Origin of the sequence: Tersicoccus sp. Bi-70 (assembly GCF_001968825.1) — a bacterium.
Taxonomy (GTDB): Bacteria; Actinomycetota; Actinomycetes; order Actinomycetales; family Micrococcaceae; genus Tersicoccus.
Map to the genome: position 1 here is coordinate 312,863 of NZ_MIEU01000011.1, position 24,875 is coordinate 337,737.

Consider the following 24,875-nt stretch of genomic DNA (forward strand, 5'->3'; position numbering starts at 1 on the left):
TGCGTGGGCGGGTGGCTCAGGCGGTGGGCAGGCCGGCGCGCTGCCAGGCGACCATGCCGCCGGCCATCGTGTCGGCCGCGAAGCCGGCCTGGTTCAGGGCATCCGCGACGTGAGCGCTGCGATTGCCGCTGCGGCAGACCACGATCACGGGCCGGGTGCGGTCCAGTTCGCCCAGCCGGTCGCCCAGGGTGCCCATCGGGATGTGCAGGGCGCCGGGGATCATGCCGGCGCGCACCTCGACGTCCTCGCGGACGTCGAGGACCTGCTCGTTCGAACGACGCCGATCGGCGTCGGCCACGGTGATCTCGGACATGGTGTCGTCTCCTCGACGTGTCAGGGGGTGGGGGTGACTCAGGCGGTGGGGCGGGGCAGCTGACCGATCGCGGACGCGGCGGTCGGCTCCTCGGCGGTGCGGTTCCAGGGCATCTTCGCCAGCGCCTGCCCCATGGCGCAGGTGTTCGAGGCGGCGGAGAACGCGAGGCCGCCACCGATCACGCCGGCGACGGCGCGCAGCTTCGGCGAGACGAAGCGCCCGCCGAGGATGCTGGCGAGCACGAGCGAGCCGGCGGCCATCCGCACCTGGCGCTCCATGGCCCAGGTGCCGGCGCCACGGACGACGTCGCCGCCGGCCGCCGCGTAGCCCGGCGCGCCACCGGTGAGCACGTACGCCGTGTCGATGCCGGCGCCGGCGAGCTTCACGCGGGCCTGCTCGGCGCGGACGCCGGACTGGCAGACGAGCACGACGCGCTCGCCGAGGCGGGAGGCCAGCTCGGCGGTGTGCTCGGCGAGCAGCGGCAGCGGCACGTTGTAGGAGCCGCTGATGTGCAGGGTCTCGAACTCGGCGGCGGACCGCACGTCGAGGATCAGGAGGTCGTCGTGTCGATCGATCCACCCGCGCACGGTGGTGGGCTCGACGGTGGTGATGGTGGGGGTCGTCATGAGGTCCTCTCGACGGGTTCTCGATGGGGTGTGACACCAGCATGACAGATACCCCCAGGGGTATGTAAGACACCCCCCGGGGTATACGATGGAGAACTCTTCCGCAACTCGGACACGCCACAGGAGGCACCCGTGCAGCTCGACACCGAGGAACTGACCCCCGTCATCAACCGCCTGAAGCGCGCCCAGGGGCAGCTGGCCGGCGTCGTGCGCATGCTCCAGGAGGGGCAGGACTGCAAGGACGTCGTCACGCAGCTCTCCGCGGTCTCCAAGGCGCTGGACCGGGCCGGCTTCGCGATCATCGCGAGCGGCCTGCAGCAGTGCCTGAGCAACCCCGACGAGTCGCTCGACACCAAGGACCTCGAGAAGCTGTTCCTCTCCCTCGCCTGAGCAGCGGGCAGGCGAGGACGATCGCTGCGACCGGGAACGAGGAGTGCGTATGACCGCGAACCGACCGGCAGGACTGCTGCTGCACGTGTTCGGCGGCGACCCGGCGGCCGTGACCGCGGGTGTCCGCGTGGCGCTGAACGCCCGGCGGGACCTACGAGACGACGCCGTCATCGAGCTCGTCGTCCAGGGCGGGGCGGTCCGGGGCCTGCTCGCGGACAGCGAGCCCGCGGCGTCGCTCGCCCCCCTCGACGACGATGCCGGCATCACCGTGCTGGCCTGCGAGAACAGCATGCGCTCGGCCGACCTGGATGCCGCACGGCTGCGCGACGGCGTCGAGACCGTTCCTGCCGCGGTGGGACACCTCGCCCGTCGGCAGTGGGACGGCTGGGCGTACGTGCGCCTCTGAGCCGGCACCACCAGCGGGCGCACCGCACGGTCGACGGGCGGCGCAGGTCCGGACTACGTCAGGCGGCGGTCCAGGATGTCGAGGAACTCATCGGCCCGCTCCACCTGGCGGGCCAGCTTGGCGCGCCGGTCGCGGGCGTCCTGCTGCAGCGCGTCGAGCTCGGCGCGAGCGCGCGCCCGGTCCTCGTCGGCTCCGTCGCCCTCGACCACGTCGAGCAGGTCCAGGAGCCGCCCCATCTCCGCGGTCGAGTAGTCGAGCGCCTTCATCCGCCGGATCGTCATGAGCCGACGCAGATCCTCGTCGGTGTAGACGCGGAAGCCCCCCTCGGTGCGACCGGACGGCGGCAGCAGGCCGATCGCCTCGTAGTGGCGCAGCGTGCGCGAGGACAACCCTGACCGCTCGGCCATCTCACCGATGTGCATCGTCGCCCCTCCGTCCGCGTCGCAGGCCCGTGACGTCGGTCACCGTGGGCCGTGATGGTTGCGCATCAACCTTAACCAATGGTTAGGGTTGAGATGAACCTTCACGCGTGGTCAAGGTTTCCGATCCCTCGTGCGCGCTCGTCACCGGCAGCGTCGACACCGGGCTCACCGGCACCGCGCGCCCCGCTCAGCACCGCTCATTCCCCTCGGAGTCGCCCATGTCCTCCCGCCCGGCCCGCTTCGGCACCACCGCCCTCACGCCCGAGCAGCGGGGTTCCCTGCGCGTCGCGCTGCGGAGCCCTCGACTGCTGCGCACCGAGCTCCTCGCCGGGCTCGTCGTGGCCCTCGCCCTGATCCCGGAGGCCATCGCCTTCTCCGTCATCGCCGGGGTCGATCCGCGGGTCGGCCTGTTCGCCGCCTTCACCATGGCGGTCACGACCGCCGTCCTCGGTGGGCGTCCCGCCATGATCTCCGCCGCCACCGGCGCCGTCGCCCTGGTCGTGGCGCCGTTGATGGCCTCGCACGGGGTGGACTACCTCATCGCCGCCGTCATCCTCGCGGGCCTGATGCAGGTCATGCTGGGGCTGGTGGGGGTCGCCCGGCTGATGCGCTTCGTGCCCCGCTCCGTGATGGTGGGCTTCGTCAACGCCCTGGCCATCCTGATCTTCCTCTCGCAGGTCCCGGAGCTCATCGGCGTGCCCTGGGCGGTGTACCCGCTCACCGCCCTCGGACTGGTGATCGTCTTCCTGCTGCCCCGACTGACCACCGCGGTCCCGGCGCCGCTGGTGGCCATCGTCGTCGTCACCGCCGTCGTGCTGGTGCTCGGCGTGGCGGTCCCGTCCGTGGGCGACAAGGGCCAGCTCCCCGATTCCCTGCCCGCGTTCCTCGTCCCGCAGGTCCCCTTCACCGTCGAGACCCTCCGGATCATCGCGCCGTTCTCGCTGACGATGGCGCTCGTCGGACTGCTGGAATCGCTGATGACGGCCAAGCTCGTGGACGACATCACCGACACCCGCTCGAACAAGACCCGCGAGTCGTGGGCGCAGGGCGTCGCCAACGTCGTCACCGGCTTCTTCGGCGGCATGGGCGGCTGCGCCATGATCGGCCAGACGATGATCAACGTCCGTGCCTCCGGCGCCCGCACACGCCTGTCCACCTTCGCCGCCGGGGTGTTCCTGCTGATCCTCGTGGTGGGCCTCGGCGACGTCGTCGGACGGATCCCCATGGCCGCACTGGTGGCCGTGATGATCTTCGTGTCCTGGGCGACGTTCGACTGGCACTCCGTCCGCCCCCGCACGCTCCGGCGGATGCCGGTGGCCGAGACCCTGGTGATGCTTGCGACCGTGGTGGTGACGGTGGCCTCGCACAACCTGGCGCTCGGCGTCATGGTGGGCGTGGTCGTGGCGATGGTCGCGTTCGCTCGCCGGGTGGCGCACCTGGTGACCGTGGATCGGGTCGTGGAGCAGCGCGACGGCGAGCAGACCGCCGTCTACAGCGTGCACGGCGAGCTGTTCTTCGCCTCGTCCAACGACCTGTACACGTCGTTCCGGTACGCCGAGGATCCGCACCGGGTGGAGATCGACTTCTCCGACTCCCACCTGTGGGACGCCTCCACCGTCGCGGCCGTGGATTCCATCACCGACAAGTACGCCCAGCGCGGCGTCCAGGTGCGCGTGGTGGGACTGAATGCGGTCAGCAGCCGGTTCCGCGACCGCGTCAGTGGCGCTCTCGACGCGAGCCACTGACGCGGATGACTCCGCTTGAGAACACGAGGAAGGCCCCCGGCAGCTGCCGGGGGCCTTCCTCGTGAACGGGGTGGAACTCAGACGGTGAGCAGCACCTTCGTGGCGCGCCGCTCGTCCATCGCCTTGTAGCCCTCGGGCGCCTGGTCCAGGGGCAGCGTCAGGTCGAACACGGCGCCCGGGTCGATCTTCCGGTCCCAGATGAGCTGGATCAGTTCGGGCAGGTACTGCCGGACGGGGGCGGGACCGCCGTGCAGGTGGACCATCGAGCGGAACAGCTCCTGGCCGGGCAGCTCGACGTCGTGCGAGACGCCGACGAATCCGACGTGGCCGCCGTGGCGCGTCGACCGGACCGCCTGCATCATCGACTCCTGGGTGCCGACCGCCTCGATCACCGAGTGCGCGCCGAGGCCGTCGGTCAGCTCCTTGACCTTCGCGACGCCGTCGTCACCGCGCTCCTCGACGATGTCGGTGGCGCCGAACTTCCGGGCCAGCTCCTGCCGGTCGGCGTGGCGGCTCATCGCGATGATCCGCTCCGCGCCCAGCTGCTTCGCCGCGAGCACGCCGAGCAGGCCCACCGCGCCGTCGCCGACCACGGCGACCGTCTTGCCCGGGCCGGCCTCGGCGGCGACGGCCGCGAACCAGCCGGTGCCGAGCACGTCCGAGGCGGCGAGCAGCGACGGGATCAGGTCCTCGTCGGGCTGGCCCGGGGTGGCGACGAGCGTGCCGTCGGCCAGGGGGATGCGGGCGTACTCGGCCTGGGTGCCGACGCCGCCCATCGGGACGACGTGCACGCACCGGGACTGGTACCCGGCCCGGCAGATCTCGCAGGTGTTGTCCGAGGCCATGAACGAGCCGACCACGAAGTCGCCGGGCTTGACGGTGGTCACGGCGTCGCCGATCTCGGTCACGACGCCGACGTACTCGTGGCCCATCGGGGCCCCGTCGACGTCGTCCGCGCCGCGGTAGGGCCACAGGTCCGAGCCGCAGATGCAGCTGGCGGCCAGCTTGATGATCGCGTCGGTGGGCTCGACGATGACCGGGTTCTCGCGTTCCTCGACCCGGACGTCGCCGGGCGCGTGCATGATGACTCCGCGCATGAATGTTCTCCTTGGTGTCGGAATGATTCGGTTCCCATTCCATCGTGCCTCACGCGGGTGGGGGAGTCCCTGTCGAGGGGTGTACCGGGAGGGCACCCCACGGGCGCGCGGGACTCCCTAGGCTGGAACGCATGGATCATCGGGCCGAGGTGCGGGAATTCCTCATGTCGCGCCGGGCGAAGCTGTCCCCGGAGGACGCCGGGCTGCCGGCGGGGCGCAACCGGCGGGTGCCGGGCCTGCGCCGCACGGAGGTGGCCACGCTCGCCGGCGTCAGCGTCGAGTACTACGCCAAGCTGGAGCGCGGGGCGATCGCCGGGGCCTCCGCGTCGGTGCTCGACGCCGTCGCCGGCGCCCTGCGGCTGGACGAGACCGAGCGTGCCCACCTGTTCGACCTCGCCCGGGCGGCGGACGGGATCCCCACCAGCGGGCGGCCACGGAGGCGGGCCACCCCGCCGCCCGCGGCGCGGATCGGGCTGCAGTGGGCGCTGGACGCCATCACCGAGGGCGTCGCCTTCGTCCGCGACCCGCGGCAGAATCTGCTCGCCACCAACGCGCTCGGCCGGGCGTTCTACTCGCCGGTGATCGGCGACGGCGGGCGCACCCCGAACCTGGCGCGCTTCCAGTTCCTCGACCCGGCCGCGGAGGACTTCTACCCCGACTGGGACCTGTTCGCGCAGATGTGCGTCGGCGTGATGCGCGCCGAGGCGGGACGCGACCCGCACGACAAGGAGCTGCAGGACCTCGTCGGTGAGCTCTCCACCCGCAGCGAGACGTTCCGGCGGCTCTGGGGCGCCCACGACGTGCGCACCCACGGCTCCGGCCTCAAGCGATTCCACCACCCGGTGGTCGGGGACCTGACGCTCACCTACGAGGAGCTCGCGCTGACCGCCGAGCCCGGTCTCGTGCTGCTCATCTACACGGCCGAGCCGGGCTCACCCTCCGCGGAGCGGCTGCGGCTGCTGGCCAGCTGGCAGGCGACCCGGGCGGCGGAGGCCACCCCCAGCGCCTGACGAACGCGCCCCCGTGGCGCACCGTTCGACCTCGGAAGGAGAACGGGCGGCTCCCCCGTACAGGGGAGCCGCCCGTCGGTCATGCGGGCGCTGTCAGAGCGCCGGCTGCGCCAGCCGGGCCAGCTGCAGCGCCTGCTGCGGGAACCAGGCCCCGGCCGCCGGGTCGGTGATCCCGCCCCACTCCGGGTCCGTGGTGCTGCCCGCGAACCCGCGGTTGCACTGGCCGTCGGACTGGCCCGGCGTCTTGATCCACAGGTACGCATCGAGCAGCGGGTAGGCCGACGACGGGTGCGCCGCCGGGCGCGCTCCGAGGCCGCGGCCCGGAGGGTTGCACCAGGTCTGCGGATCCGGGTAGTCGGTGGTCACCGCCGGGGTCCAGGGGCCGCGGCCGTTCCGGCTGGTGTCCAGCACGAACCCGGCGGTCGGCCGGACACCGGCCGCCTGCAGTTCCTGCGCGTAGCGCGAGTCGATGCCCGCGACGTTCGCCGTCGGGTCCGTCGCCGTCGTGCTCCAGACCTTGCTTCCGTCGAGGGCGCCGCCCTGCCAGTCGTTCGCCGGGCCGCCGGAGTAGTACTGGTCGCCGCAGTCGGTCGGCGTCGTGGTCGCGGCATCCGGGTGCAGGGCGAGACAGTTGGAGATCCAGGTCCCGTACTCGGAGAGGTTCGGGGTCCACTGGTAGTTCGACACGTTCAACGAGAACCCGCGCACCCCGCCCACGCCCGCCTTCGCGAGCCGGGCCGTGGCGTCGGCGACGCTGTGCCAGCCGCTGTGGCCGGCGTCCAGGTAGACCTGCGCGTGCCGGTTGCGGGTCGCGATGGTGGTGCCCGCGTACTTGACGTCCGCGATGCGGCCCGCCGTGAGCGCGGCGATGTCCTGGCCCGGGTAGGCGGCCGGGCAGTCCGAGGGCAGGTTGGCCAGGCCGTCGGGCTCGACGATCACGGTCGCCTGCTGCTTCGTCCCGAGACCACGGACGAAGCCGTCGATCCAGCTGCGGTACGCCGCGTCCGAACCGGCGCCGCCGGACGAGTACTGCGAGCAGTCCCGGCCGGGCGCGTTGTAGACGACGAGCGTGGGCACGGCGCGCTGCCGGGCCGCCTGCTGCATCGTCGTCCGCACGGACTTCTCGACCTGCTTCGCGGTGCCGGAGGTGAACCACACCGCCTGCGGGGTGGTGACCTCCTTCGCGACCAGGAGGGCATCGGTCAGCTGGCCCGTCCGGGCGAGGGACGCGATCTGGGCCGCCGAGCCGTCCGGGAGGGGCGGGACGTAGTAACGAGTGGGGGAGGACGCGTGGGTGGGGGTGGCGGGTGCCGCTGCGGCACCGGTGAGGGGGGTGGCGACGACGAGGGCGGCGGCCGTGACGGCCACCGCGATGCGCGCCGGGATGCGGTTGAACATCGGACTCCTGAGCGAGTGTGGATGTGTGAGAGGAAGCGCGTGAGTGGCTGGGTCTGTCGTCGCCCCGGCTGCTCGAGACACGCGACACCACCGACGTGTGCGATCAAGGAGAACCCGCGGATCGTGTGAGCGCAAGCACTTTCGTCGATCGGCGCGGCCGGACCCGCGTCCACCGGCCTCTCCGCGGGCAAGTCCGCGGGGCGGGCCGGCCGATCGGTGCACGGATCGGGCCGCTTCTCCCTCCCCAGCCGGGCCTTTGCGGCAGGTTCTCCCCAGGGCCGTCCGACACCGGCTCGCCCGGTCCGGGCCCGGCCTAGCGTCGGGACGAGGAGCGGTCGGAGGCCGACGGGAAGGGGAGACGGATGGCGGGGGAGAGCGTGGGCGGCGAGCGGACCGCCGCGGCGGTCCTGGTGGACGACCTGGCGGCGCGCGTGCGAGCGGAGGCGGCTGCCCTCACCGAGCACCGAGCCGACCTGGGGCGCTGTGCGTGCGCTGCGTGGCAGTCCAGGGCGGCGCAGGGCTATCGGGACTCCCTGCTGTCCCTGATGAGCGGGCTGACCGGCGTCGACGCCGACGTCCAGTCCCTGCACCAGCACCTGGGTCGGCTGGCGGAGGACCTGCGCCACGGGGGCGCCGGTGACCTGCTCGACGCCGAGGGCCGTGTCGCCGATGCCGTCCTGCGGGGATGGGCGACGCCGGGGACGACGCCGTGAGCGCGGGGAACGGGGGTGGCCGATGAGTTTCTCCTGGGGCCCGGCCGGTGAGGGCGGCACCCGGGCCGGGACGGTGCACCCGGTGCCGACACTGCCGGCCGCCTCCGGACCCACCAGCGGCACCCTGACGGTGCGCGGTGGTGTCGACGGGATCGCCTGCAGCCTCGAGGAGCTGGACGAGGCCTCCACCCGGGTCCAGGCGGTCGCCGAGGAGCTGTGCCGGGTCAGTGCGGTCCTCGGCGCGATCACCGGCGATCTCTGGCGCCTGCCCCCACCGGCTCAGCCGGCGGCCGCGGCAGCCCGCCTCGCCGGGGGATCCGCCCAGCTGTCCGCGGGCAGGCTCGGCAGCCGTCTGCTCGACCTGGCCGCCGGCGTGCGCACCGCCCGGGCCGTGTACGAGCGCAGCGAGGCGGCGGCGGTCGCGGCGGTCCTGGCCCGGCAGCACGCGGAGCTGACCGCCCTGCGCCTCGCGGGCAGCGCCGCGGCCGGTGCGCCGGCGGCCGGTCCGCTCGCCGGGGCCGCCGGCGCCCTGGGCGCCACGGGCATCGGCGGCTGGCTCACCGGCCTCGCCATCCGGGCGAGGGTGGTGGGATACCGCGACGCCGTCCAGGCCGAGGTGGCCACCCTGCCTCGGCTGATCGACCCGACCGATCCGCCGCTCGCGCTGCCCGCCCTCGATCAGCTGCTGCGGGACACGGGGCACGACATCGGGGCACTCGCCTGGGTCACCGTGAGCGCGGTGGCGGCGGGTCGGCGCGCGGGCATCGTCACCCCCGGCACCCTGACGGTCAGCGCCGTCGGCACGCCGCGGACGGAGCTCGCGACGCCCGCGACCCTCTCCTCGCTCACCGCGAACCTGCAGGCTGCCGGCGTCAGCTCCCGCGCCGGCCCGGACGGCGTCGCCCGCAGCACGGTGACGGTCCGCCGCCTCGAGGGCGGCGCCGAGCCGGTCTGGGAGGTCGACGTCCCCGGCACCACCGGCTGGGAGCTGGCCGACGGCCCCGGTCTGTTCGATCTGGAGGGCAACGCGGAGGCGATCACCGCCATGGACGCCGACGGCACCACGGTCCGGCCCACGCAGGTCGCCGCGCTCGTCACGGCCGCGCTCGCCGCGTCCGGGGCGCCGCGCGGTGCCCGCGTCATCCTCACCGGCCACAGCCAGGGCGGCATCCACGCCACCGCGCTCGCGGCGGACCCGGCGTTCCGCCGTCGCTACGACGTCCGGCAGGTCGTCACGGCGGGATCTCCCGTCGCGGGCTTCACCGTGCCCGCCGGCACGGCGGTGCTGAGCCTGGAGCACCGCGACGACGTCGTCCCCGCTCTCGACGGGCGGCCCAACCCGGACGCGCGGAATCGCGTCACCGTGACCGGGTCCTCCCCGCCGCCGTTCCCCGGGCCGACCGCCCGGCCCGCCGGCACGCCGTCCGGCGCCCGCGGAGGGCTGGCCCTGCCCGCGCCCGTCGCGATGATCGCCGCGGCGCACGGCCTGGACTCCTACCGCCGGATCGCGGCCGAGGCCGACGGATCGACCGACGCCAGCCTGGCGGCGCAACGCGACTCGCTTCGCGGCCTCACCCGGGGCGTCTCCCGGCAGACCGTCTGGGTCTTCGAGGGCCGCGACGTGCCGGCGTGTATACCGGCGCCGGGAACCGCGACACCGCGAGCTCCGGACCCGCGACCGCCGCAGCAGGAGCGGCACGTCACCCCGGTCCGCTGGCCGAACGGCTGATGACGGCACCGCACTCCGCTACGGTGTGAGCGGGACCACAGGGAACCATCACGGGAGGTCACGACGATGCTGTCGGACATCGAGATCGCCAATGCCGCCGTCCTGCGCCCGATCCGGGACGTCGCCGCGGAGACGCTGGGCATCGCGGAGGAGCACCTCTCGCCCTACGGGCGCCACAAGGCGAAGGTCGATCTCGGGTACCTCGCGACGCTGGCGCACCGGCCTCTCGGCCGGCTGATCCTCGTCACCGCCCTCTCCCCGACGCCGCCCGGCGAGGGCAAGACGACGACCACCGTCGGCCTGACCGACGCGCTGCACGGTCTCGGGCACCGCACGGTCGCGTGCCTGCGGGAGCCGTCGATGGGTCCGGTGTTCGGTATGAAGGGCGGGGCGGCCGGCGGCGGCTACAGCCAGGTGGTGCCGATGACCGACATCAACCTGCACTTCACCGGGGACTTCGCCGCGATCGCCGCCGCCAACAACCTGCTCGCGGCACTCATCGACAATCACGTCCACCACGGCAACGCCTTGGACCTGGACACCCGCACCATCACCTGGCGGCGCGTGCTCGACGTCAACGACCGGGCGCTGCGCGAGGTGGTGGTCGGCCTCGGCGGCCACGCCAACGGGTTCCCCCGGGAGGACGGATTCGACATCGTGGTCGCCTCCGAGCTGATGGCCATCTTCTGCCTCACCGAGTCGTGGGCCGACCTGAAGCGGCGCATCGGTGACATCGTGATCGGCTACAACCGCTCCGCCGCCCCCGTCACGGCGCGTGACCTGCAGGCCCACGGCGCCATGGCCGCCCTGCTGCGCGACGCCCTCGCGCCCAACCTCGTCCAGACCCTCGAGGGCGCGCCCGCCTTCGTGCACGGCGGCCCGTTCGCCAACATCGCTCACGGGTGCAGCTCCGTCGCCGCGACGCGGGCCGGGCTGCGGCTCGCGGACTACGTCGTCACCGAGGCCGGCTTCGGCGCGGACCTCGGCGCGGAGAAGTTCGTCGACATCAAGTGCCGCAAGTCGGGGCTGCGGCCGGACGTGGCCGTCGTCGTCGCCACGGTCCGCGCCCTGAAGTATCACGGCGGGGTGGCGCTGGCGGATCTCGGCACCGAGGACGTGGCCGCCGTCGAGGCCGGCATGGTCAACCTGCGCCGGCACCTGGCCAACGTCCGCGGCGTGTACGGCATCCCGTGCGTCGTCGCCGTGAACCGGTTCCCCACCGACACCGACGCGGAGATCGCCCGGGTCGTGGACCTCGTGGCCGCGGAGGGGGTGCGCGCCTTCCCGGCCACCCACTTCGCCGACGGCGGGACCGGTGCCCGGGACCTCGCGCAGGGCGTGCTGCAGGTGCTCGACGAGCCGTCGGACTACACGTTCTCCTACACCTACGACGACGGGGCGTCCCTGACGGAGAAGGTCGAGGCGATCGCGACGCGGCTCTACGGCGCGTCCTTGGTCACCTGGGACGCGCGGGCCCGGCGCCGGCTCGACCGGATCGAGCACGACGGGTTCGGTGCGCTGCCGGTGTGCGTGGCCAAGACGCAGTACTCGTTCTCCACCGACCCGCACGCGGTCGGCGCCCCGACCGGCCACGAGATCCACGTGCGTGAGGTGCGGCTCTCCGCCGGGGCCGGGTTCGTCGTCGTCGTGTGCGGGGACATGATGACGATGCCGGGACTGCCCGCGACGCCCGCGGCCGGACGGATCGACCTGGCCGACGACGGCACCATCCTCGGCCTGTCGTAGCCAGGGACCCGGGGCGGGAGCAGCCGCGTCCGGCCGGTCGGGGCCGGCCAGTCCGGACGCGCTCGGTCGGTGCCGGGGTCAGTCGGCGACGGCGCGACGCCGCGACCGGCGGTGCTCCGAGGGCTCCAGCCAGCCGACCAGCAGGGAGACCACGGAGACGATCAGCGCGGCCAGGATCGCGGTCCAGAAGAACGTGTCGATGCCCAGTTTCGCCGGGGTGAAGGTGCTCAGCCATGCGGTCAGCCACAGCATCAGCGCGTTGATGACGACGCTGAACAGGCCGAGCGTCAGGCACGTGATGGGGATCGAGAGGAACGCCAGGACGGGCCGGATGACGGCGTTCACCAGCCCGAAGATGAGGCTGATGATGACGTACGCGGCCATCGTGGCCGCCTGCGCGCCGCCGAACGTGCGCACCATCGCGGCATCGGCGGTGATGGCGAGGCCCGGCAGCAGCCAGGCGGCGACGGCAAGGGCGAGGGCGTTGACCACCCAGCGGAAGAGGAACCGGCTCACGGCACCATCGTGCCATGGGTCGTACCGGGGACGCAGGGTCGTACCGGGGACGCAGGGTCGTACGGTGCGCCGACCTGTCGGCCGGCTCCGGTCGCCGGACCGATGACTAGGGTGTTGCCCATGACGCCCACCGACCCGACCACCACCAGTCCCGCCACCGGAGCCGACACGCCGAGCCCGTCGCCCGGCGTCCGCCCCCGTGCGGTGCTCGGTGCGCTCCCCGCCTATGCGGCCGGCCGGCCGGCCACGGTGGTCGAGGGGATGGAGAGCTTCAAGCTCTCCTCCAACGAGAACCCGCTGCCCCCCATCCCGGCGGTGCTCGACGCGATCCGCGACCTCACGTCGATCAACCGGTACCCCGACGCCGTCAGCACGCGGCTGCGGGAGCGGCTCGCCACCCACCTCGGCGTCCCGGCCGAGGACATCGTCACCGGCGGCGGCAGCCTCGGCGCCCTGAACCAGGTGCTCGCCACCTACGCGGGGCAGAACGACTTCGGCGCCCCCGACGAGGTCGTCTACGCGTGGCGCTCGTTCGAGGCCTACCCGATCTCCGTGGGTCTCTCCGGTGCCTCGAGCGTGCAGGTGCCGCTGCTGGCGGACGGGCGTCACGATCTGGAGGCGATGGCGGCCGCCGTCACCGAGAACACCCGGGTGATCCTGCTCTGCACCCCGAACAATCCGACCGGCCCGATCCTGACCCACGACGAGGTGACCTCCTTCCTCGCCCGGGTGCCGCGTCACGTCGTCGTGGTGCTGGACGAGGCCTACCTCGAGTTCGTCCGGGACCCGGCCGCGGTCGACGGCATCGCCCTCTACCGCGAGTACCCCAACCTCGTGCTGCTGCGCACCTTCTCGAAGGCGCACGGGCTGGCCGGCCTGCGCGTCGGCTACACCGTGGCGCAGCAGGGCATCACGGAGAACCTGCGGGTCAGCGCCGTGCCGTTCGCGGTCTCGTCACTGGCCGAGCAGGCGGCGATCGTCTCCCTCGACCACCTCGACGAGGTGCTCGCCCGGGTCGACGGCCTGGTCGCCGAGCGGGAACGCGTGGTCACCGCGCTCACCGAGCGGGGCTGGGACCTGCCGCAGGCCGAGGGCAATTTCGTGTGGCTGCGGCTCGGTGACCGGTGCGGTGCCTTCGCCGAGGCCGCCGAGCGGAAGGCCCTCGCCGTCCGCCGGTTCGGTGACGAGGGCGTGCGGGTGAGCATCGGTGAGGTCGACGGCAATTCCCGGTTCATCGAGCTCTGCCGCGAGTTCGGCGCCTGAGCGGTGCGGTGCCCGCACCCGCGACCGGGACCCGGATGACGGGCGCTGGTTCACGCGGGCGGCGGCGCCGACCGCGGCCCGATCGTCCGCCCCGCATGGCGCGAATAGTGGCGGCCAACGGCGCTCGCTAGGCTAAGGCCGTCACTGCAGGTCATATGCGCCATGCGGAATAAACGGGCCGTCTCCCGTCCGAGCGCCGATGACCGTCTCCCACCCCTCCAGGGCCATGCCGCCCGGACAGGAGCCGGATCGATGTCTTCCCGCGCCACCACGGGCATTCCCGAGCCGACGCCCGCCGACCCGGACGCCGACGTCACCGCGCCCACCGGCGCGGAGAGCGACGCCCCTGCCGACACTCCGGCCGACGACGCCGCCGTCGACCTGCCGGAGCTGCCGAGCGCCGACGAGATGATCCAGCTGCTCGACGTCGACGGCACCCGGCATCCCCACCCTTTCTTCGACGCCTACCTCGCCGACGTCACCGACGACGAGCTGCGCACGTTCTACCGGGACATGGCCGTCACCCGCCGCTTCGACGACGAGGCCACCGCCCTGCAGCGACAGGGCCAGCTCGCCCTCTGGGTCCAGTCCCGCGGGCAGGAGGCCGCGCAGGTCGGCTCCGGCCGTGCCACGGCGCCCCAGGACTACATCGTGCCCACCTACCGGGAGCACGCCGTCGCCCGCACCCGGGGGGTGGATTTCGCGGACATCCTCCGGCTCTTCCGCGGCGTCTCCAACAGCGGGTGGGACCCGCGCGAGCACAACTTCCACACCTACACGCTGGTCCTCGCCGCCCAGGTGCCGCACGCGGTCGGGTACGCGATGGGCATCGGCCGGGACGGCGCCGTCGGCAACGAGGACCCGGCCCGCAACGAGGCCGTGCTCGGCTACTTCGGCGACGGCTCCAGCACCGAGGGCGAGGTGCACGAGGGCATGGTCTTCGCCGCCTCCTTCACCGCCCCGATCGTGTTCTTCTGCCAGAACAACCAGTGGGCCATCTCGGTCCCGTTCGACGTGCAGTCCCGCGTGCCGCTGTCCCGCCGGGCCGCCGGCTACGGCTTCCCGGGCGTGCGGGTGGACGGCAACGACGTCCTCGCCGTTCACGCCGTCACCCGCTGGGCGCTCGAACGGGCCCGCGCCGGGTCCGGGCCGGCCCTGATCGAGGCCTTCACCTACCGCCTCGGTGCCCACACCACCGCGGACGATCCGACGAAGTACCGGCAAGCCTCCGAGGAGGAGGAGTGGGCCGGGAAGGATCCGCTGGTCCGGTTCGAGCGGTACCTGCGCGCCCAGGGCCTCGCCGACGACGCCTTCTTCGCCGACGTCGCGGCCGAGGGTGACGCCGTCGCCGCACACGTGCGCGAGACCACGCTCGGCATGTCGCTGACCGGCCTGGACCGGGCCTTCGACAACGTCTACGGCCAACCCCACCCCCTGGTCGAGGAGGAGCGGCGCTGGCACCAGCAGTACGAAGCGTCCTTCGACGACGCCGGCGACGGCACCCACTGAAGGGGAACGACACGTGACCATCACCCAGCCCAGCCCCACGGCGTCCGCGACGACGGGCACCAGCACCCTCACCATGGCCAAGGCGCTCAACGCCGGCATGCGGGCCGCCCTCGAGCAGAACGAGAAGGTCCTGCTGATGGGCGAGGACATCGGTGACCTCGGCGGCGTCTACCGCATCACCGAGGGCCTCAAGAAGGACTTCGGTGCCGCCCGCGTCGTGGACACCCCGCTCGGGGAGGCCGGCATCGTCGGCACCGCCATCGGCCTGGCCCTGCGCGGCTACCGGCCGATCTGCGAGATCCAGTTCGACGGCTTCGTCTTCCCGGCGTTCAACCAGATCACCACCCAGCTGGCCAAGATGCGCACCCGCACCGACGGCAACCTCGGCGCCCCCGTCGTCATCCGGATCCCCTACGGCGGCGGCATCGGCTCGATCGAGCACCACTCCGAGTCCCCCGAGGCCTACTTCGCGCACACCCCGGGCCTGCGGGTGATCACCCCGTCCACCCCGCACGACGCGTACTGGATGATTCAGCAGGCCGTCCAGGGGCAGGATCCGGTGATCTTCCTCGAACCGAAGCGGCGGTACTGGCTCAAGGGCGAGGTGGACACCCACCGCCCGACGGCCGACCCGTACCGGGCGCAGATCGTCCGGGAGGGCACCGACGTCACCGTGGTCGCCTACGGCCCGCTCGTCCCGGTCGCACTCGCGGCCGCCGACGCCGCCGCGGAGGACGGCCACTCGATCGAGGTGATCGACCTGCGCAGCATCTCGCCGCTGGACGCCGACACCATCGAGAACTCCGTGCGCCGCACCGGCCGGCTCGTCGTCGCGCACGAGGCGCCCACGTTCGGCGGCATCGGCGGGGAGATCGCCGCCCGGCTGACCGAACGCTGCTTCTACAGCCTCGAGGCGCCCGTGCTGCGGGTCGGCGGGTTCCACCTGCCCTACCCGCCGGCCAAGGTCGAGGAGCACTACCTGCCCGACATCGACCGCATCCTCGACGCGGTCGACCGCGCGCTGGCCTACTGAGGGGAACGGACATGGCCCAGACGTTCAACCTGCCCGACGCCGGCGAGGGACTGACCGAGGCGGAGATCGTCTCCTGGAAGGTCTCGCCCGGCGACACCGTGGCGATCAACGACGTACTCGTCGAGATCGAGACGGCCAAGTCCCTCGTCGAGCTGCCCAGCCCCTGGGCCGGCACCGTCGGTGAACTGCTGGTCGCGGAGGGCGTGACGGTCGAGGTCGGCACGCCCATCATCACCGTCCTCGAGACCGGGGAGACCGCTGCCGCCCCGGCTCCCGCCGCGCCGGCCGCTGCCGGACACGACGACCCGACCCCGCCCGACGTCGGGCCGCAGGCCGCACCCGGACCGCTGGTCGGATCCGGTCCTCGCGCCGACGCCGTCAAGCGCCGCGCCCGGCACACCCCCACCCGCCCGCAGGCCTCGGGGGCCGGCCGGAGCAGCCAGACCGGCACCGCGACGCAGAAGAGCGCCGCCGCGCCGCAGGAACCGGACCGGACGCCGGCGGTGACGCCGCAGCCCGAGCCCAGCCCGCGCCCGCAGGCCGCTCCGACGCCTCCCGCGCCGGCACCGACCGCTCCCGCACCTGCGCCGGCCGCCCCGTCGCGACCGGCCGGCAACCCGATCGAGCGGCTCGTGCAGCGCGTGCTCGCCAAGCCGCCGGTCCGCAAGGCCGCCAAGGATCTCGGCATCGACCTCGCCGACGTCACCGCGTCCGGCGCCGGGGGCGAGGTCACCCGCGAGGACCTGATCTCCTACGCCGAACAGGTGGCCCGCAACCAGGCCCGCGCCCCGCAGTTCTGGAACGCAGGCGCGAAGCACGGCCTGATCGAGAAGGTCCCGGTGCGCGGGGTGCGCAAGGCCACCGCGGCCGCCATGGTGCAGTCCGCGTTCTCGGCCCCGCACGTGTCGATCTTCGTCGACGTCGACGCCACCCGGACCATGGAGTTCGTCCAGCGGCTCAAGGCGTCCCGCGACTTCGAGGGCATCAAGGTGTCCCCGCTGCTGATCCTGGCGAAGGCCGTGATCTGGGCCGCGGCCCGCAACCCGCAGGTCAACGCCAGCTGGGTGCCGGGCGATGCGGGCGACGAGATCCACATCAAGCACTTCATGAACCTCGGGATCGCCGCCGCCACCCCGCGCGGGCTGATGGTGCCCAACATCAAGAACGCGCAGGACCTGACCCTCAAGGAGCTGGCCGTCGCGCTCGGCGACCTGGCGGGCACGGCGCGGGCCGGGAAGACGAAGCCGGCGGACATGCAGGGCGGCACGCTGAGCATCACGAACATCGGGGTGCTCGGCATCGACATCGGCACCCCGATCATCAACCCGGGCGAGGTCGCGATCGTCGCGTTCGGCACCATTCGGCAGAAGCCGTGGGTGGTCTCCGGCGAGGTGATCGCGCGCTGGATCACGACGCTGGGCGGCTCCTTCGACCACCGCGTCGTCGACGGCGACCTCTCGGCCCGCTTCATGGCCGACGTCGCCGCCATCATGGAGGAACCCGCCCTGCTGCTGGAGTGATCGATGCGTCCTGACCTGCTCGGCGTGTTCCGCCGCGAACTGCAACTGACCTTCACCGGCTCCCCCGGACGGGAGCCGGACTGGTCGGCTGCGCTCGCGGACGGGAACGACGCCGGCTTCCTCGGGCCCGGATCGGCGGCCTGGGCGGTGCACGGGTCCATGGCGCCGATCGTCGGCGGCGTGCGGGCGCTGATGATGCAGGCCCTGCACCCCGGCGCCCTCGCCGGCGTCTACGAGCACTCCCGGTTCCGGGAGGATCCGCTCGGCCGGCTCGCGGGCACCATCCGCTGGATCTTCACCGTCACCTACGGGGACACGACCGCGGGCCGGACGGCCTCGGACCATGTGCGGCGCCTGCACCGCGCGGTCACCGGGACGTACCAGGACGGAACCGGGACCGAACGGCCCTACGCCGCGAACGATCCCGACCTGCTGCGCTGGGTGCACCTGGCCTTCACCGACTCCTTCCTGGCGGCGCACCTGATTTGGGGCTCGTACTGGGGCGGGCGGGGGTCCATTCCGAAAGGCGCCGACGCGTACGTCGCCGAGTGGGCCGTCGCGGGCGAGCTGATGGGGGTGACGGACCCACCGCGCACGGCGGCCGAGCTCCGCAGCCAGCTGGACGACTACCTGACGAGTGGCCAGCTCGTCCACAGCGCCCGGTTGGACGAGGTGATGAGCTTCCTGCGGTCGCCCGGCCTCAGTCCCCTGCTGCTGCCCGGCTACCGCCTGCTGTTCGAGGGTGCGCTGGCGAGCCTGCGCGAGCCCTACCGGCAGCTGCTCGGCCTGGAGCGACGGCGGATCGGACCGGTCCGGTTGCCCGCCGTGGCGGCCACGCGCGTCGTCCTCGCCGGGGTCCGCCTCGCCCTCGGCCGGCGCGGACCGACCGAGATCAGCGCGCGGCGCCGGCTGGCCCGGCTGCAGGCCGGCACGACGCGGGCGGACGACGCCGGGCGCCCTTGACATAGGGTGAATCGGGGCCCGAGCCGTTCCGTGCCACCAGCCACCGACGGTCCCGGGCCAGCACACCGCACGTCGACAGGGCAGGATCATGACCGACATTCCCGCGCATCCCGCGACCGTCACCCTCTCCCCGGACCGCCTCCAGGCCCTCGCCCGGGCGTGGCGGGTGGAGACGACGGTCACCGGGTTCGACGGCATCACCCGCGACATCCCCGCGCCCACCCTGCTCGCCGTGCTCGCCGCGCTCGGCGTCACCGTGAGCAACGACGCGCAGGTCGACGCCGCCCTCGCGGACCGCGACCTCGCCCCCTGGCGGCGCCTGCTGCCGCCCGTCCTCGTCGTGACCGAGGGGGAACAGCGCACGTTCGGCGTGCACGTGCCCCACGGGGACGACGTCCTGGTCTGGGTCGAGACCGAGGACGGCCGGAACCTGCCGGTCCAGCAACGAGACGTGTGGACCGATCCGCGCGACGTCGACGGCACGCTCACCGGTCGCGCCACCTTCGCCGTCCCGGGCGACCTGCCCCTGGGCTGGCACACGGTGGGCGCCAAGTCCGGCAGCCGGCTGGCCAGCTGCCGCCTGATCGTCACCCCGCGCCGCCTCGCGACTGCCGACACCGTCGGCGCCACCCGCCAGTGGGGCCTGATGACGCAGCTGTACTCGGTGCGGTCCCGGCGCTCGTGGGGCGTCGGGGATCTCGCCGACCTGGCGGACCTGGCGGCCATCAGCGGCCGGGAGGGCGCGGGCTGGCTGCTGATCAACCCGCTGCACGCGGCCGAGCCGGCGCCGCCCGTCGAGCCGTCCCCCTACCTGCCCAGCAGCCGGCGGTTCTTCCACCCGCTCTACATCCGCGTCGAGGACATCCCCGAGTTCGGCTACCTGCCGCAGGAGGACCGGGCCCGCGTCGCCGAGCTCGCCGGCCGGTGCTCCGCGGACAACACGAGCGTCGACGCCATCGACCGGAACCCGGTGTTCGCGGCCAAGCTGGAGGCGCTGGCGCTCGTCCACGCCGTCGAGCGCAGCCCGTGGCGGCAGGACGCCTACGCGGCCTTCGTGCGGCGCGAGGGCGCAGGCCTGCGGGACTTCGCCCTGTGGTGCGCCCTGCGCGAGCGGCACGACCCCGCCGACGGCGAGTGGGTCAACCCGGATCTCTCCGACGCCGAGATCGGGTACCTGCGGTCCGAGCTCGCCGGTCGCATCGACTTCTTCTGCTGGCTGCAGTTCGTCTGCGACGAGCAGCTCGCCGCCGCCCAGCGGGTGGCCGAGGGCGCCGGGATGGGCGTCGGCATCCTGCACGATCTCGCCGTCGGGGTGCACCAGCAGGGCTCGGACGCCTGGACCCTCCGTCACGTGCTCGCCCACGGGGTGACCGTCGGCGCCCCCGCGGACATGTACAGCGCGCTCGGGCAGAACTGGAATCAGCCGCCGTGGCACCCGGAGCGGCTCGCGGAGGCCGGCTACGTCCCGTTCCGCGACATGCTGCGCACGATCCTGCGGCACGCCGGCGGCATCCGCGTGGACCACATCCTCGGCCTCTTCCGGCTGTGGTGGGTGCCCGAGGGCACGATCGCCGCGGACGGCGCCTACGTGGGCTACGACCACGAGGCCATGATCGGCGTGCTGGCGCTGGAGGCGCAGCGCGCGGGCGCCGTCGTGATCGGCGAGGACCTCGGCCTGTTCGAGCCGTGGGTGCGGCGCTACCTGGCCGATCGCGGCATCCTCGGCACCTCGATCCTCTGGTTCGAGTTCGACGAGGCGCACGCTCCGCTGCCCGTCGAGCAGTACCGCCGGCTGTGCCTGGCCAGCGTCAACACCCACGACCTGCCCCCGACCGCCGGGTATCTCAGCGGCGAGCACATCCGCCTGCGCGAGCGTCTCGGCATGCTCGACGCCCCGCTCGAGCAGGAGCTGGCCGCGGACCGGGCCGAGCAGAGTGCGTTCCTGGCGATGGCCCGGGAGCGCGGCCTGCTGCCCGACGGCGCCGACGAGGAGCGCACCATCGCCGCGCTCCACGAGCTGCTCGGCGCCTCGCCGGCGTGCCTCATCGGCGTCTCCCTCGTGGACGCGGTGGGCGAGAAGCGCGTGCAGAACCAACCCGGCACCAAGGACGAGTACCCCAACTGGCGGGTACCGCTGGCCGACGCCGACGGCAACGCCGTCCTGATCGAGGACCTCGCCGTCAGCCACCGGGCCCGCAGCCTCTTCTCCGCGGTCGCGAACGCCCTGCGCTGACCGGCGACGCCCGGCGGCCGTCCAGGGCGCGTCCAGCGTCGTGCCCCCGGGTCCAATCCGCTCGGCGCCCGTGTTCCGAACAGTGCATGACGAACCCATCGGGGGGTGGAGCGTGGACTGTTGCCGAGACATGGAGGAGGGGAACATGGTCACGCAGCAGCTCCGGGGACGTCCCGTCGGGGTCGTACGGGACTGTCCGGGGGGAGCGCGGGGCGTCGGGCGGTGTGTGGGGCCGCCCGACGCAACGTGCCGGCATCGCCCCTCGGCACCGACGGGCGCAGCGGTCACGTGCAGGTCAGTAGGGTGTGCCGCGGTTCCCTCGCCCAGCAGCGAAGTGACATGCTGGGTTCATGACCACACCGCCGGAATCCGTCAGGGCTTCCGACGCGCACCTGGAATCCGTGATGAGCCGCGTGGCAGCCGGCGACCAGGAAGCGTTCAGCGCCCTGTACGAGGCCACGTCGGGTCACCTCTACGCCGTCATCCTGAAGGTATTGCGCAACCCGGCGCTCAGCGAGGAAGTCCTCCAGGACACCTACGTGCAGATCTGGCAGAACGCGGGCGGCTACGAGGCCGGCCGGGGCCGGGTCATCACGTGGTGCCTGACCCTGGCCCACCGGCGCGCCGTCGACCGCGTGCGTTCGGTGAGGGCCAGCCAGGAACGTGACCTCGCCCAGGGCATCAAGGAGTACCAGGAGTCCTACGACGACGTCGAGGACACCGTGGCCCTCCGCCTCGAGTCGGAGCGGGTGAACCGCGCGATGGAGAGCCTGAACACCGGTCAGGTCAAGGTCATCAAGCTCGCCTACTACGGCGGGTACACACAACAGGAGATCGCCCGGATCATGGACCTGCCGCTCGGCACGGTCAAGACGAGGATCCGGGACGGCATGAGCAGACTGCGCACCACGTTGGGGGTGAGGACATGAGCGATCAGCACGACGACGAGACGGACTTCTCCGACGTCGAGACCGAACTCGGTCTCGCCCTGCCGGTGATCACCCCGCGCGCCGAGGTCAAGGCCCGGCTGATGGCGGCCATCGCCGACCTGCCGCAGCTTCCCGCCGGTGACGGCGCGCTCACGGCCGCGGAGGACGGTCCGCGGCACGCCGCGACCGACGACGACTGGGTCTCCGACGACCGGACCACCGGACGCCCGGCGTTCACCGCCGTCACCGGCGAACGGGCGACGGCGGCCGACGCCCGGAAGGCGTCGGCCACCACGGACGGCGACCGGACCGTGGCCCGGGGGACGGGAGACGGGGACAACGTCGTCCAGCTGAACCGGTGGCGTCGCACCGCCGCCTGGCTCGGTGCCGCGGCGGCTGTGCTGCTCGTCGCCGCGGTCGCCCTCGGCGGCTGGGCCGGCAACCTGAATCAGCAGCGGGTCGAGGCCCAGCAGCGGCTCGACTCCCAGAACGCCGGGCGGGAGGCCGCCCTCGCGGTGTTCGCCGCGCCGGACGCCGTCGTCCGCGCCGGGAACGCCGGCAACGGCGGTTCGATGAGCGTGGCGTCGTCGAAGTCGCTCAACCGCTCCGCGGTGATCAGCCGGGACCTGCCGGCGCTGGAGTCGGGCAAGACCTACGAGCTCTGGTACATCGCCGGGCAGCAGGCGCGGCCGGCGGGCACCTTCACGGGTTCATCCGGCGTCTCGTACACGGCGCTGGAGGGCCAGCTCGACGGGGCCACCCACGTCGGCGTGACGGTCGAACCGGCCGGTGGCTCGAAGGCGCCGACCACGACGCCGATCGTCGTCCAGCCCACCGAGGCCTGAGCGCCCGCATCTGCCGCTGCCCGACCTCGCGGTCGGTACCAGCCGCTACAGCGCGGCGCGGATCACCTCGGCCAGGCGCTGGACGCCCTCGGCGATCGCGTCCTCCTCGACGGCGCTGAACGAGAGGCGCAGGCTCGCGCTCGGCCCGTCGGCCGCCGTGAAGGCGCTGCCCGGCACGAACACGACGCCGGCCTCGATGGCCGGAGCGAGCAGGGCCTCCGCGTCCAGCTGTCCCGGCAGTGTCAGCCACACGAAGAACCCGCCGGTCGGCGTCGTCCACTGCACGCCGTCGGGCATGGCGGCCTCCAGGGCCGCGACCATCGCCTCGGCCCGCTTGCGGTACACCTCGCGGTACGAGCGCACCTGCGCGATCCAGTCGAACCGGTGCAGGTACTCGACGGCGAGCATCTGGTTGAACGCCGGCGGGCACAGGATCACGCACTCGTTCGCCAGATACAGGCGGCGCTTGAGGTGCGCAGGGGCGAGCAGCCAGCCCAGCCGCAGCCCCGGCGCGAAGATCTTGGAGAAGGTACCGAGGTAGACGACGTCGTCCGGGTTGTCCGCCCGCAGCGGCCGCGCCGGCTCCCCGTCGAACGCGAGCATCCCGTAGGGGTTGTCCTCGACGACGAGCACGTTGGCGGCCCGGCACACGTCGACCACGCGCTGCCGCCGGTCCGCGGCCAGGACGGCGCCGGACGGGTTGGCGAACGAGGGGATCGTGTAGAGGAACTTGACCCGCTTCCCCTCGGCGGTCACGGCGGCGATCGCGGCCTCGAGCGCGTCCGGCAGGAGCCCGTGCTCGTCGGAGTCCACGGGCCGGACGTCCACCTCGTAGGCCTCGAACGTGTTCAGCGCGCCGACGTAGGTCGGGTCCTCGGTGAGCACGACGTCGCCCGGATCGCAGAACACCCGGGTGCACGCGTCGAGGGCGGACTGGGCGCCCGCCGTCACGACGACGTTCTCCGGCACCGCGTCCGTGATCGACTCCTCGGCCATCACGGTGCAGATCGCGCGGCGCAGCTCCTCGGTGCCCTGCCCACTGCCGTACTGCAGGGCCGTGGCGCCGTGCTCGACGATCAGGTCCCGCGCGATGTCCCCGAGCCCGTCCATCGGCAGGGTCTGCAGGAAGGGGTTCCCGCCGGCCAGCGAGATCAGGCCCGGGCGCATCGAGATGTCGAAGATGTTGCGCACCGCGGACTGCTTGATGTGCAGCGCCCGCGCCGAGAACAGGGTCTCGTGGCGGTGCGCGTCCGTGAGCCGGGTCGCGACGTCGGGAAGAGGGGAGTTCATGCCGCCCAGCCTAACCGCGGGTTTTCTCTCGGTCACCCGTTGATTCCTGCGAGTCCGACGTGTCGGGGCCGCTCCTAGACTGGCGGCATGACCACCGAGAACGATCAGCAGGCGCCGGCGTCCGACGACGCGCACAGCACCCGGGGCTCCTACGTCCACGACGGCGAGGAGTTCACGCGCGACACCGCCTACATCGAGGACCGGATCACCCGCGACGCGCGCGACGGGTGGCCCGTCGAGGCCGGCCGCTACCGGCTGGTCGCGGCGCGGGCCTGCCCCTGGGCCAACCGCACCGTCATCGTGCGCCGCCTGCTCGGCCTCGAGGACGCCCTCTCCCTCGGCCTGCCCGGCCCGACGCACGACGCCCGGTCGTGGACCTTCGACCTGGACCCGGACGGCAAGGACCCGGTGCTCGGGATCGAGCGGCTGCAGCAGGCGTTCTTCGCGCGCTTCCCCGACTACCCCCGCGGCATCACCGTCCCCGCGATCGTCGACGTGCCCAGCGGCGGCGTCGTGACCAACGACTTCCCGCAGATCACCCTCGACTTCTCCACCGAGTGGACCGAGTTCCACCGTCCCGGCGCTCCGGTGCTCTACCCGGAGGACCTGCGCGAGGAGATCGACACCGTCAACCGGCGCGTCTACACCGAGGTCAACAACGGCGTGTACCGGTGCGGGTTCGCCGGCAGCCAGGAGTCCTACGAGGCGGCGTACGACCGGCTGTTCACCGCCCTGGACTGGCTGGAGGATCGGCTGCGGACCCAGCGCTATCTCGTCGGTGACACCATCACCGAGGCCGACGTGCGCCTGTTCACGACCCTGGTCCGCTTCGACGCCGTCTACCACGGGCACTTCAAGTGCAACCGGTCCAAGCTGGCCGAGATGCCGGTGCTCTCCGCCTACGCCCGGGACCTGTTCCAGACGCCCGGCTTCGGCGACACCGTGGACTTCGTACAGATCAAGCAGCACTACTACATCGTCCACCGCGACCTGAACCCCACCCAGATCGTCCCCGTCGGCCCCGACACGTCCTTCTGGCGAACGGAGCACGGCCGGGAGCGCCTGGGTGGCTCCCCGTTCGGCGCCGGGACGGCGCCCGGACCGGTCCGCGCGGGCGAGGAGGTCACCCCCGGCCACGGGGCGTGACCCGCCGGCGACGGCGTCACGAACCTCTCGCTG

At 72.9% G+C, this 24,875-nt stretch carries 23 protein-coding genes; 16 read left to right on the forward strand and 7 right to left on the reverse strand.

Annotated features, from left to right (window positions below; genetic code table 11):
• Nucleotides 1-16: 16 nt before the first annotated feature.
• Nucleotides 17-313, reverse strand: a complete 297-nt coding sequence (locus tag BGP79_RS08015; protein ID WP_076694391.1) for a rhodanese-like domain-containing protein — start codon at nucleotides 311-313, stop codon at nucleotides 17-19.
• 38 nt (nucleotides 314-351) lie between these two features.
• Complete coding sequence (locus BGP79_RS08020) at nucleotides 352-939, reverse strand: rhodanese-like domain-containing protein (RefSeq protein WP_076694393.1); 588 nt, start codon at nucleotides 937-939, stop codon at nucleotides 352-354.
• Nucleotides 940-1,071: 132 nt separating this feature from the next.
• On the opposite strand from BGP79_RS08020, the gene BGP79_RS08025 reads away from it, so the two are divergent.
• The gene (locus BGP79_RS08025) at nucleotides 1,072-1,329 is read left to right on the forward strand and encodes a metal-sensitive transcriptional regulator (RefSeq protein ID WP_076694395.1); all 258 of its coding nucleotides are present in this window, start codon (nucleotides 1,072-1,074) and stop codon (nucleotides 1,327-1,329) included.
• Nucleotides 1,330-1,378: 49 nt separating this feature from the next.
• Complete coding sequence (locus BGP79_RS08030) at nucleotides 1,379-1,735, forward strand: DsrE family protein (protein ID WP_076694396.1); 357 nt, start codon at nucleotides 1,379-1,381, stop codon at nucleotides 1,733-1,735.
• 53 nt (nucleotides 1,736-1,788) lie between these two features.
• Here the strand turns inward: BGP79_RS08030 and BGP79_RS08035 are convergent, their stop codons facing one another.
• Nucleotides 1,789-2,157 (reverse strand): MerR family transcriptional regulator, encoded by a 369-nt coding sequence (locus BGP79_RS08035; RefSeq protein WP_076694398.1) that lies wholly within the window; start codon nucleotides 2,155-2,157, stop codon nucleotides 1,789-1,791.
• Nucleotides 2,158-2,375: 218 nt separating this feature from the next.
• On the opposite strand from BGP79_RS08035, the gene BGP79_RS08040 reads away from it, so the two are divergent.
• The gene (locus BGP79_RS08040; RefSeq protein WP_076694788.1) at nucleotides 2,376-3,902 is read left to right on the forward strand and encodes a SulP family inorganic anion transporter; all 1,527 of its coding nucleotides are present in this window, start codon (nucleotides 2,376-2,378) and stop codon (nucleotides 3,900-3,902) included.
• Nucleotides 3,903-3,979: 77 nt separating this feature from the next.
• On the opposite strand, the gene BGP79_RS08045 is transcribed toward BGP79_RS08040, so the two are convergent.
• Nucleotides 3,980-4,999, reverse strand: a complete 1,020-nt coding sequence (locus BGP79_RS08045) for a zinc-dependent alcohol dehydrogenase family protein (RefSeq protein ID WP_076694400.1) — start codon at nucleotides 4,997-4,999, stop codon at nucleotides 3,980-3,982.
• Between the two features lie 131 nt (nucleotides 5,000-5,130).
• Here BGP79_RS08045 and BGP79_RS08050 point away from each other — a divergent pair, with 131 nt between their 5' ends.
• Nucleotides 5,131-6,009 (forward strand): helix-turn-helix transcriptional regulator, encoded by an 879-nt coding sequence (locus tag BGP79_RS08050; protein ID WP_076694402.1) that lies wholly within the window; start codon nucleotides 5,131-5,133, stop codon nucleotides 6,007-6,009.
• A gap of 93 nt (nucleotides 6,010-6,102) precedes the next feature.
• On the opposite strand, the gene BGP79_RS08055 is transcribed toward BGP79_RS08050, so the two are convergent.
• Nucleotides 6,103-7,407: a glycoside hydrolase family 6 protein gene (locus BGP79_RS08055; RefSeq protein ID WP_076694403.1), complete on the reverse strand. Its 1,305-nt coding sequence runs from the start codon at nucleotides 7,405-7,407 to the stop codon at nucleotides 6,103-6,105.
• Nucleotides 7,408-7,769: 362 nt separating this feature from the next.
• Between BGP79_RS08055 and BGP79_RS08060 the strand changes: the two genes are divergently transcribed.
• The 3 genes from BGP79_RS08060 (at nucleotide 7,770) to BGP79_RS08070 (ending at nucleotide 11,595) form a co-directional block, all read left to right on the forward strand.
• Nucleotides 7,770-8,120, forward strand: coding sequence for a hypothetical protein (locus BGP79_RS08060; RefSeq protein WP_076694405.1), 351 nt, complete (start codon nucleotides 7,770-7,772; stop codon nucleotides 8,118-8,120).
• Nucleotides 8,121-8,142: 22 nt separating this feature from the next.
• Nucleotides 8,143-9,849 (forward strand): hypothetical protein, encoded by a 1,707-nt coding sequence (locus tag BGP79_RS08065; protein ID WP_076694406.1) that lies wholly within the window; start codon nucleotides 8,143-8,145, stop codon nucleotides 9,847-9,849.
• A 66-nt stretch (nucleotides 9,850-9,915) separates the two neighbouring features.
• Nucleotides 9,916-11,595: a formate--tetrahydrofolate ligase gene (locus BGP79_RS08070; protein ID WP_076694408.1), complete on the forward strand. Its 1,680-nt coding sequence runs from the start codon at nucleotides 9,916-9,918 to the stop codon at nucleotides 11,593-11,595.
• 78 nt (nucleotides 11,596-11,673) lie between these two features.
• On the opposite strand, the gene BGP79_RS08075 is transcribed toward BGP79_RS08070, so the two are convergent.
• Nucleotides 11,674-12,111: a phage holin family protein gene (locus BGP79_RS08075; protein WP_076694410.1), complete on the reverse strand. Its 438-nt coding sequence runs from the start codon at nucleotides 12,109-12,111 to the stop codon at nucleotides 11,674-11,676.
• A 120-nt stretch (nucleotides 12,112-12,231) separates the two neighbouring features.
• Here BGP79_RS08075 and BGP79_RS08080 point away from each other — a divergent pair, with 120 nt between their 5' ends.
• The 8 genes from BGP79_RS08080 (at nucleotide 12,232) to BGP79_RS08115 (ending at nucleotide 22,406) form a co-directional block, all read left to right on the forward strand.
• A complete protein-coding gene (locus BGP79_RS08080) occupies nucleotides 12,232-13,374 on the forward strand; it encodes a histidinol-phosphate transaminase (protein WP_076694411.1) in 1,143 nt (380 codons plus the stop codon).
• Between the two features lie 408 nt (nucleotides 13,375-13,782).
• Nucleotides 13,783-14,883, forward strand: coding sequence for a pyruvate dehydrogenase (acetyl-transferring) E1 component subunit alpha (pdhA, locus tag BGP79_RS08085; RefSeq protein WP_076694790.1), 1,101 nt, complete (start codon nucleotides 13,783-13,785; stop codon nucleotides 14,881-14,883).
• Between the two features lie 73 nt (nucleotides 14,884-14,956).
• Entirely contained in the window at nucleotides 14,957-15,916 is a 960-nt protein-coding gene (locus tag BGP79_RS08090) for an alpha-ketoacid dehydrogenase subunit beta (protein WP_076694792.1), read from the forward strand.
• A gap of 11 nt (nucleotides 15,917-15,927) precedes the next feature.
• On the forward strand, nucleotides 15,928-17,436 hold the full coding sequence (locus BGP79_RS08095) for a dihydrolipoamide acetyltransferase family protein (RefSeq protein ID WP_076694413.1): 1,509 nt from the start codon (nucleotides 15,928-15,930) through the stop codon (nucleotides 17,434-17,436).
• Between the two features lie 3 nt (nucleotides 17,437-17,439).
• The gene (locus tag BGP79_RS08100) at nucleotides 17,440-18,399 is read left to right on the forward strand and encodes an oxygenase MpaB family protein (protein ID WP_076694414.1); all 960 of its coding nucleotides are present in this window, start codon (nucleotides 17,440-17,442) and stop codon (nucleotides 18,397-18,399) included.
• A gap of 88 nt (nucleotides 18,400-18,487) precedes the next feature.
• Entirely contained in the window at nucleotides 18,488-20,632 is a 2,145-nt protein-coding gene (malQ, locus tag BGP79_RS08105) for a 4-alpha-glucanotransferase (protein WP_076694416.1), read from the forward strand.
• Nucleotides 20,633-20,982: 350 nt separating this feature from the next.
• Nucleotides 20,983-21,561, forward strand: a complete 579-nt coding sequence (gene sigK, locus BGP79_RS08110) for an ECF RNA polymerase sigma factor SigK (RefSeq protein WP_076694418.1) — start codon at nucleotides 20,983-20,985, stop codon at nucleotides 21,559-21,561.
• The gene (locus BGP79_RS08115) at nucleotides 21,558-22,406 is read left to right on the forward strand and encodes an anti-sigma factor (RefSeq protein WP_076694419.1); all 849 of its coding nucleotides are present in this window, start codon (nucleotides 21,558-21,560) and stop codon (nucleotides 22,404-22,406) included. The genes sigK and BGP79_RS08115 overlap by 4 nt, the downstream gene beginning before the upstream one ends.
• 45 nt (nucleotides 22,407-22,451) lie before the next feature.
• Here BGP79_RS08115 and BGP79_RS08120 read toward each other — a convergent pair whose 3' ends face one another.
• Entirely contained in the window at nucleotides 22,452-23,696 is a 1,245-nt protein-coding gene (locus tag BGP79_RS08120) for a PLP-dependent aminotransferase family protein (RefSeq protein WP_076694421.1), read from the reverse strand.
• 87 nt (nucleotides 23,697-23,783) lie between these two features.
• Here BGP79_RS08120 and BGP79_RS08125 point away from each other — a divergent pair, with 87 nt between their 5' ends.
• Entirely contained in the window at nucleotides 23,784-24,842 is a 1,059-nt protein-coding gene (locus BGP79_RS08125) for a glutathione S-transferase family protein (protein ID WP_076694422.1), read from the forward strand.
• Nucleotides 24,843-24,875 lie beyond the last annotated feature (33 nt).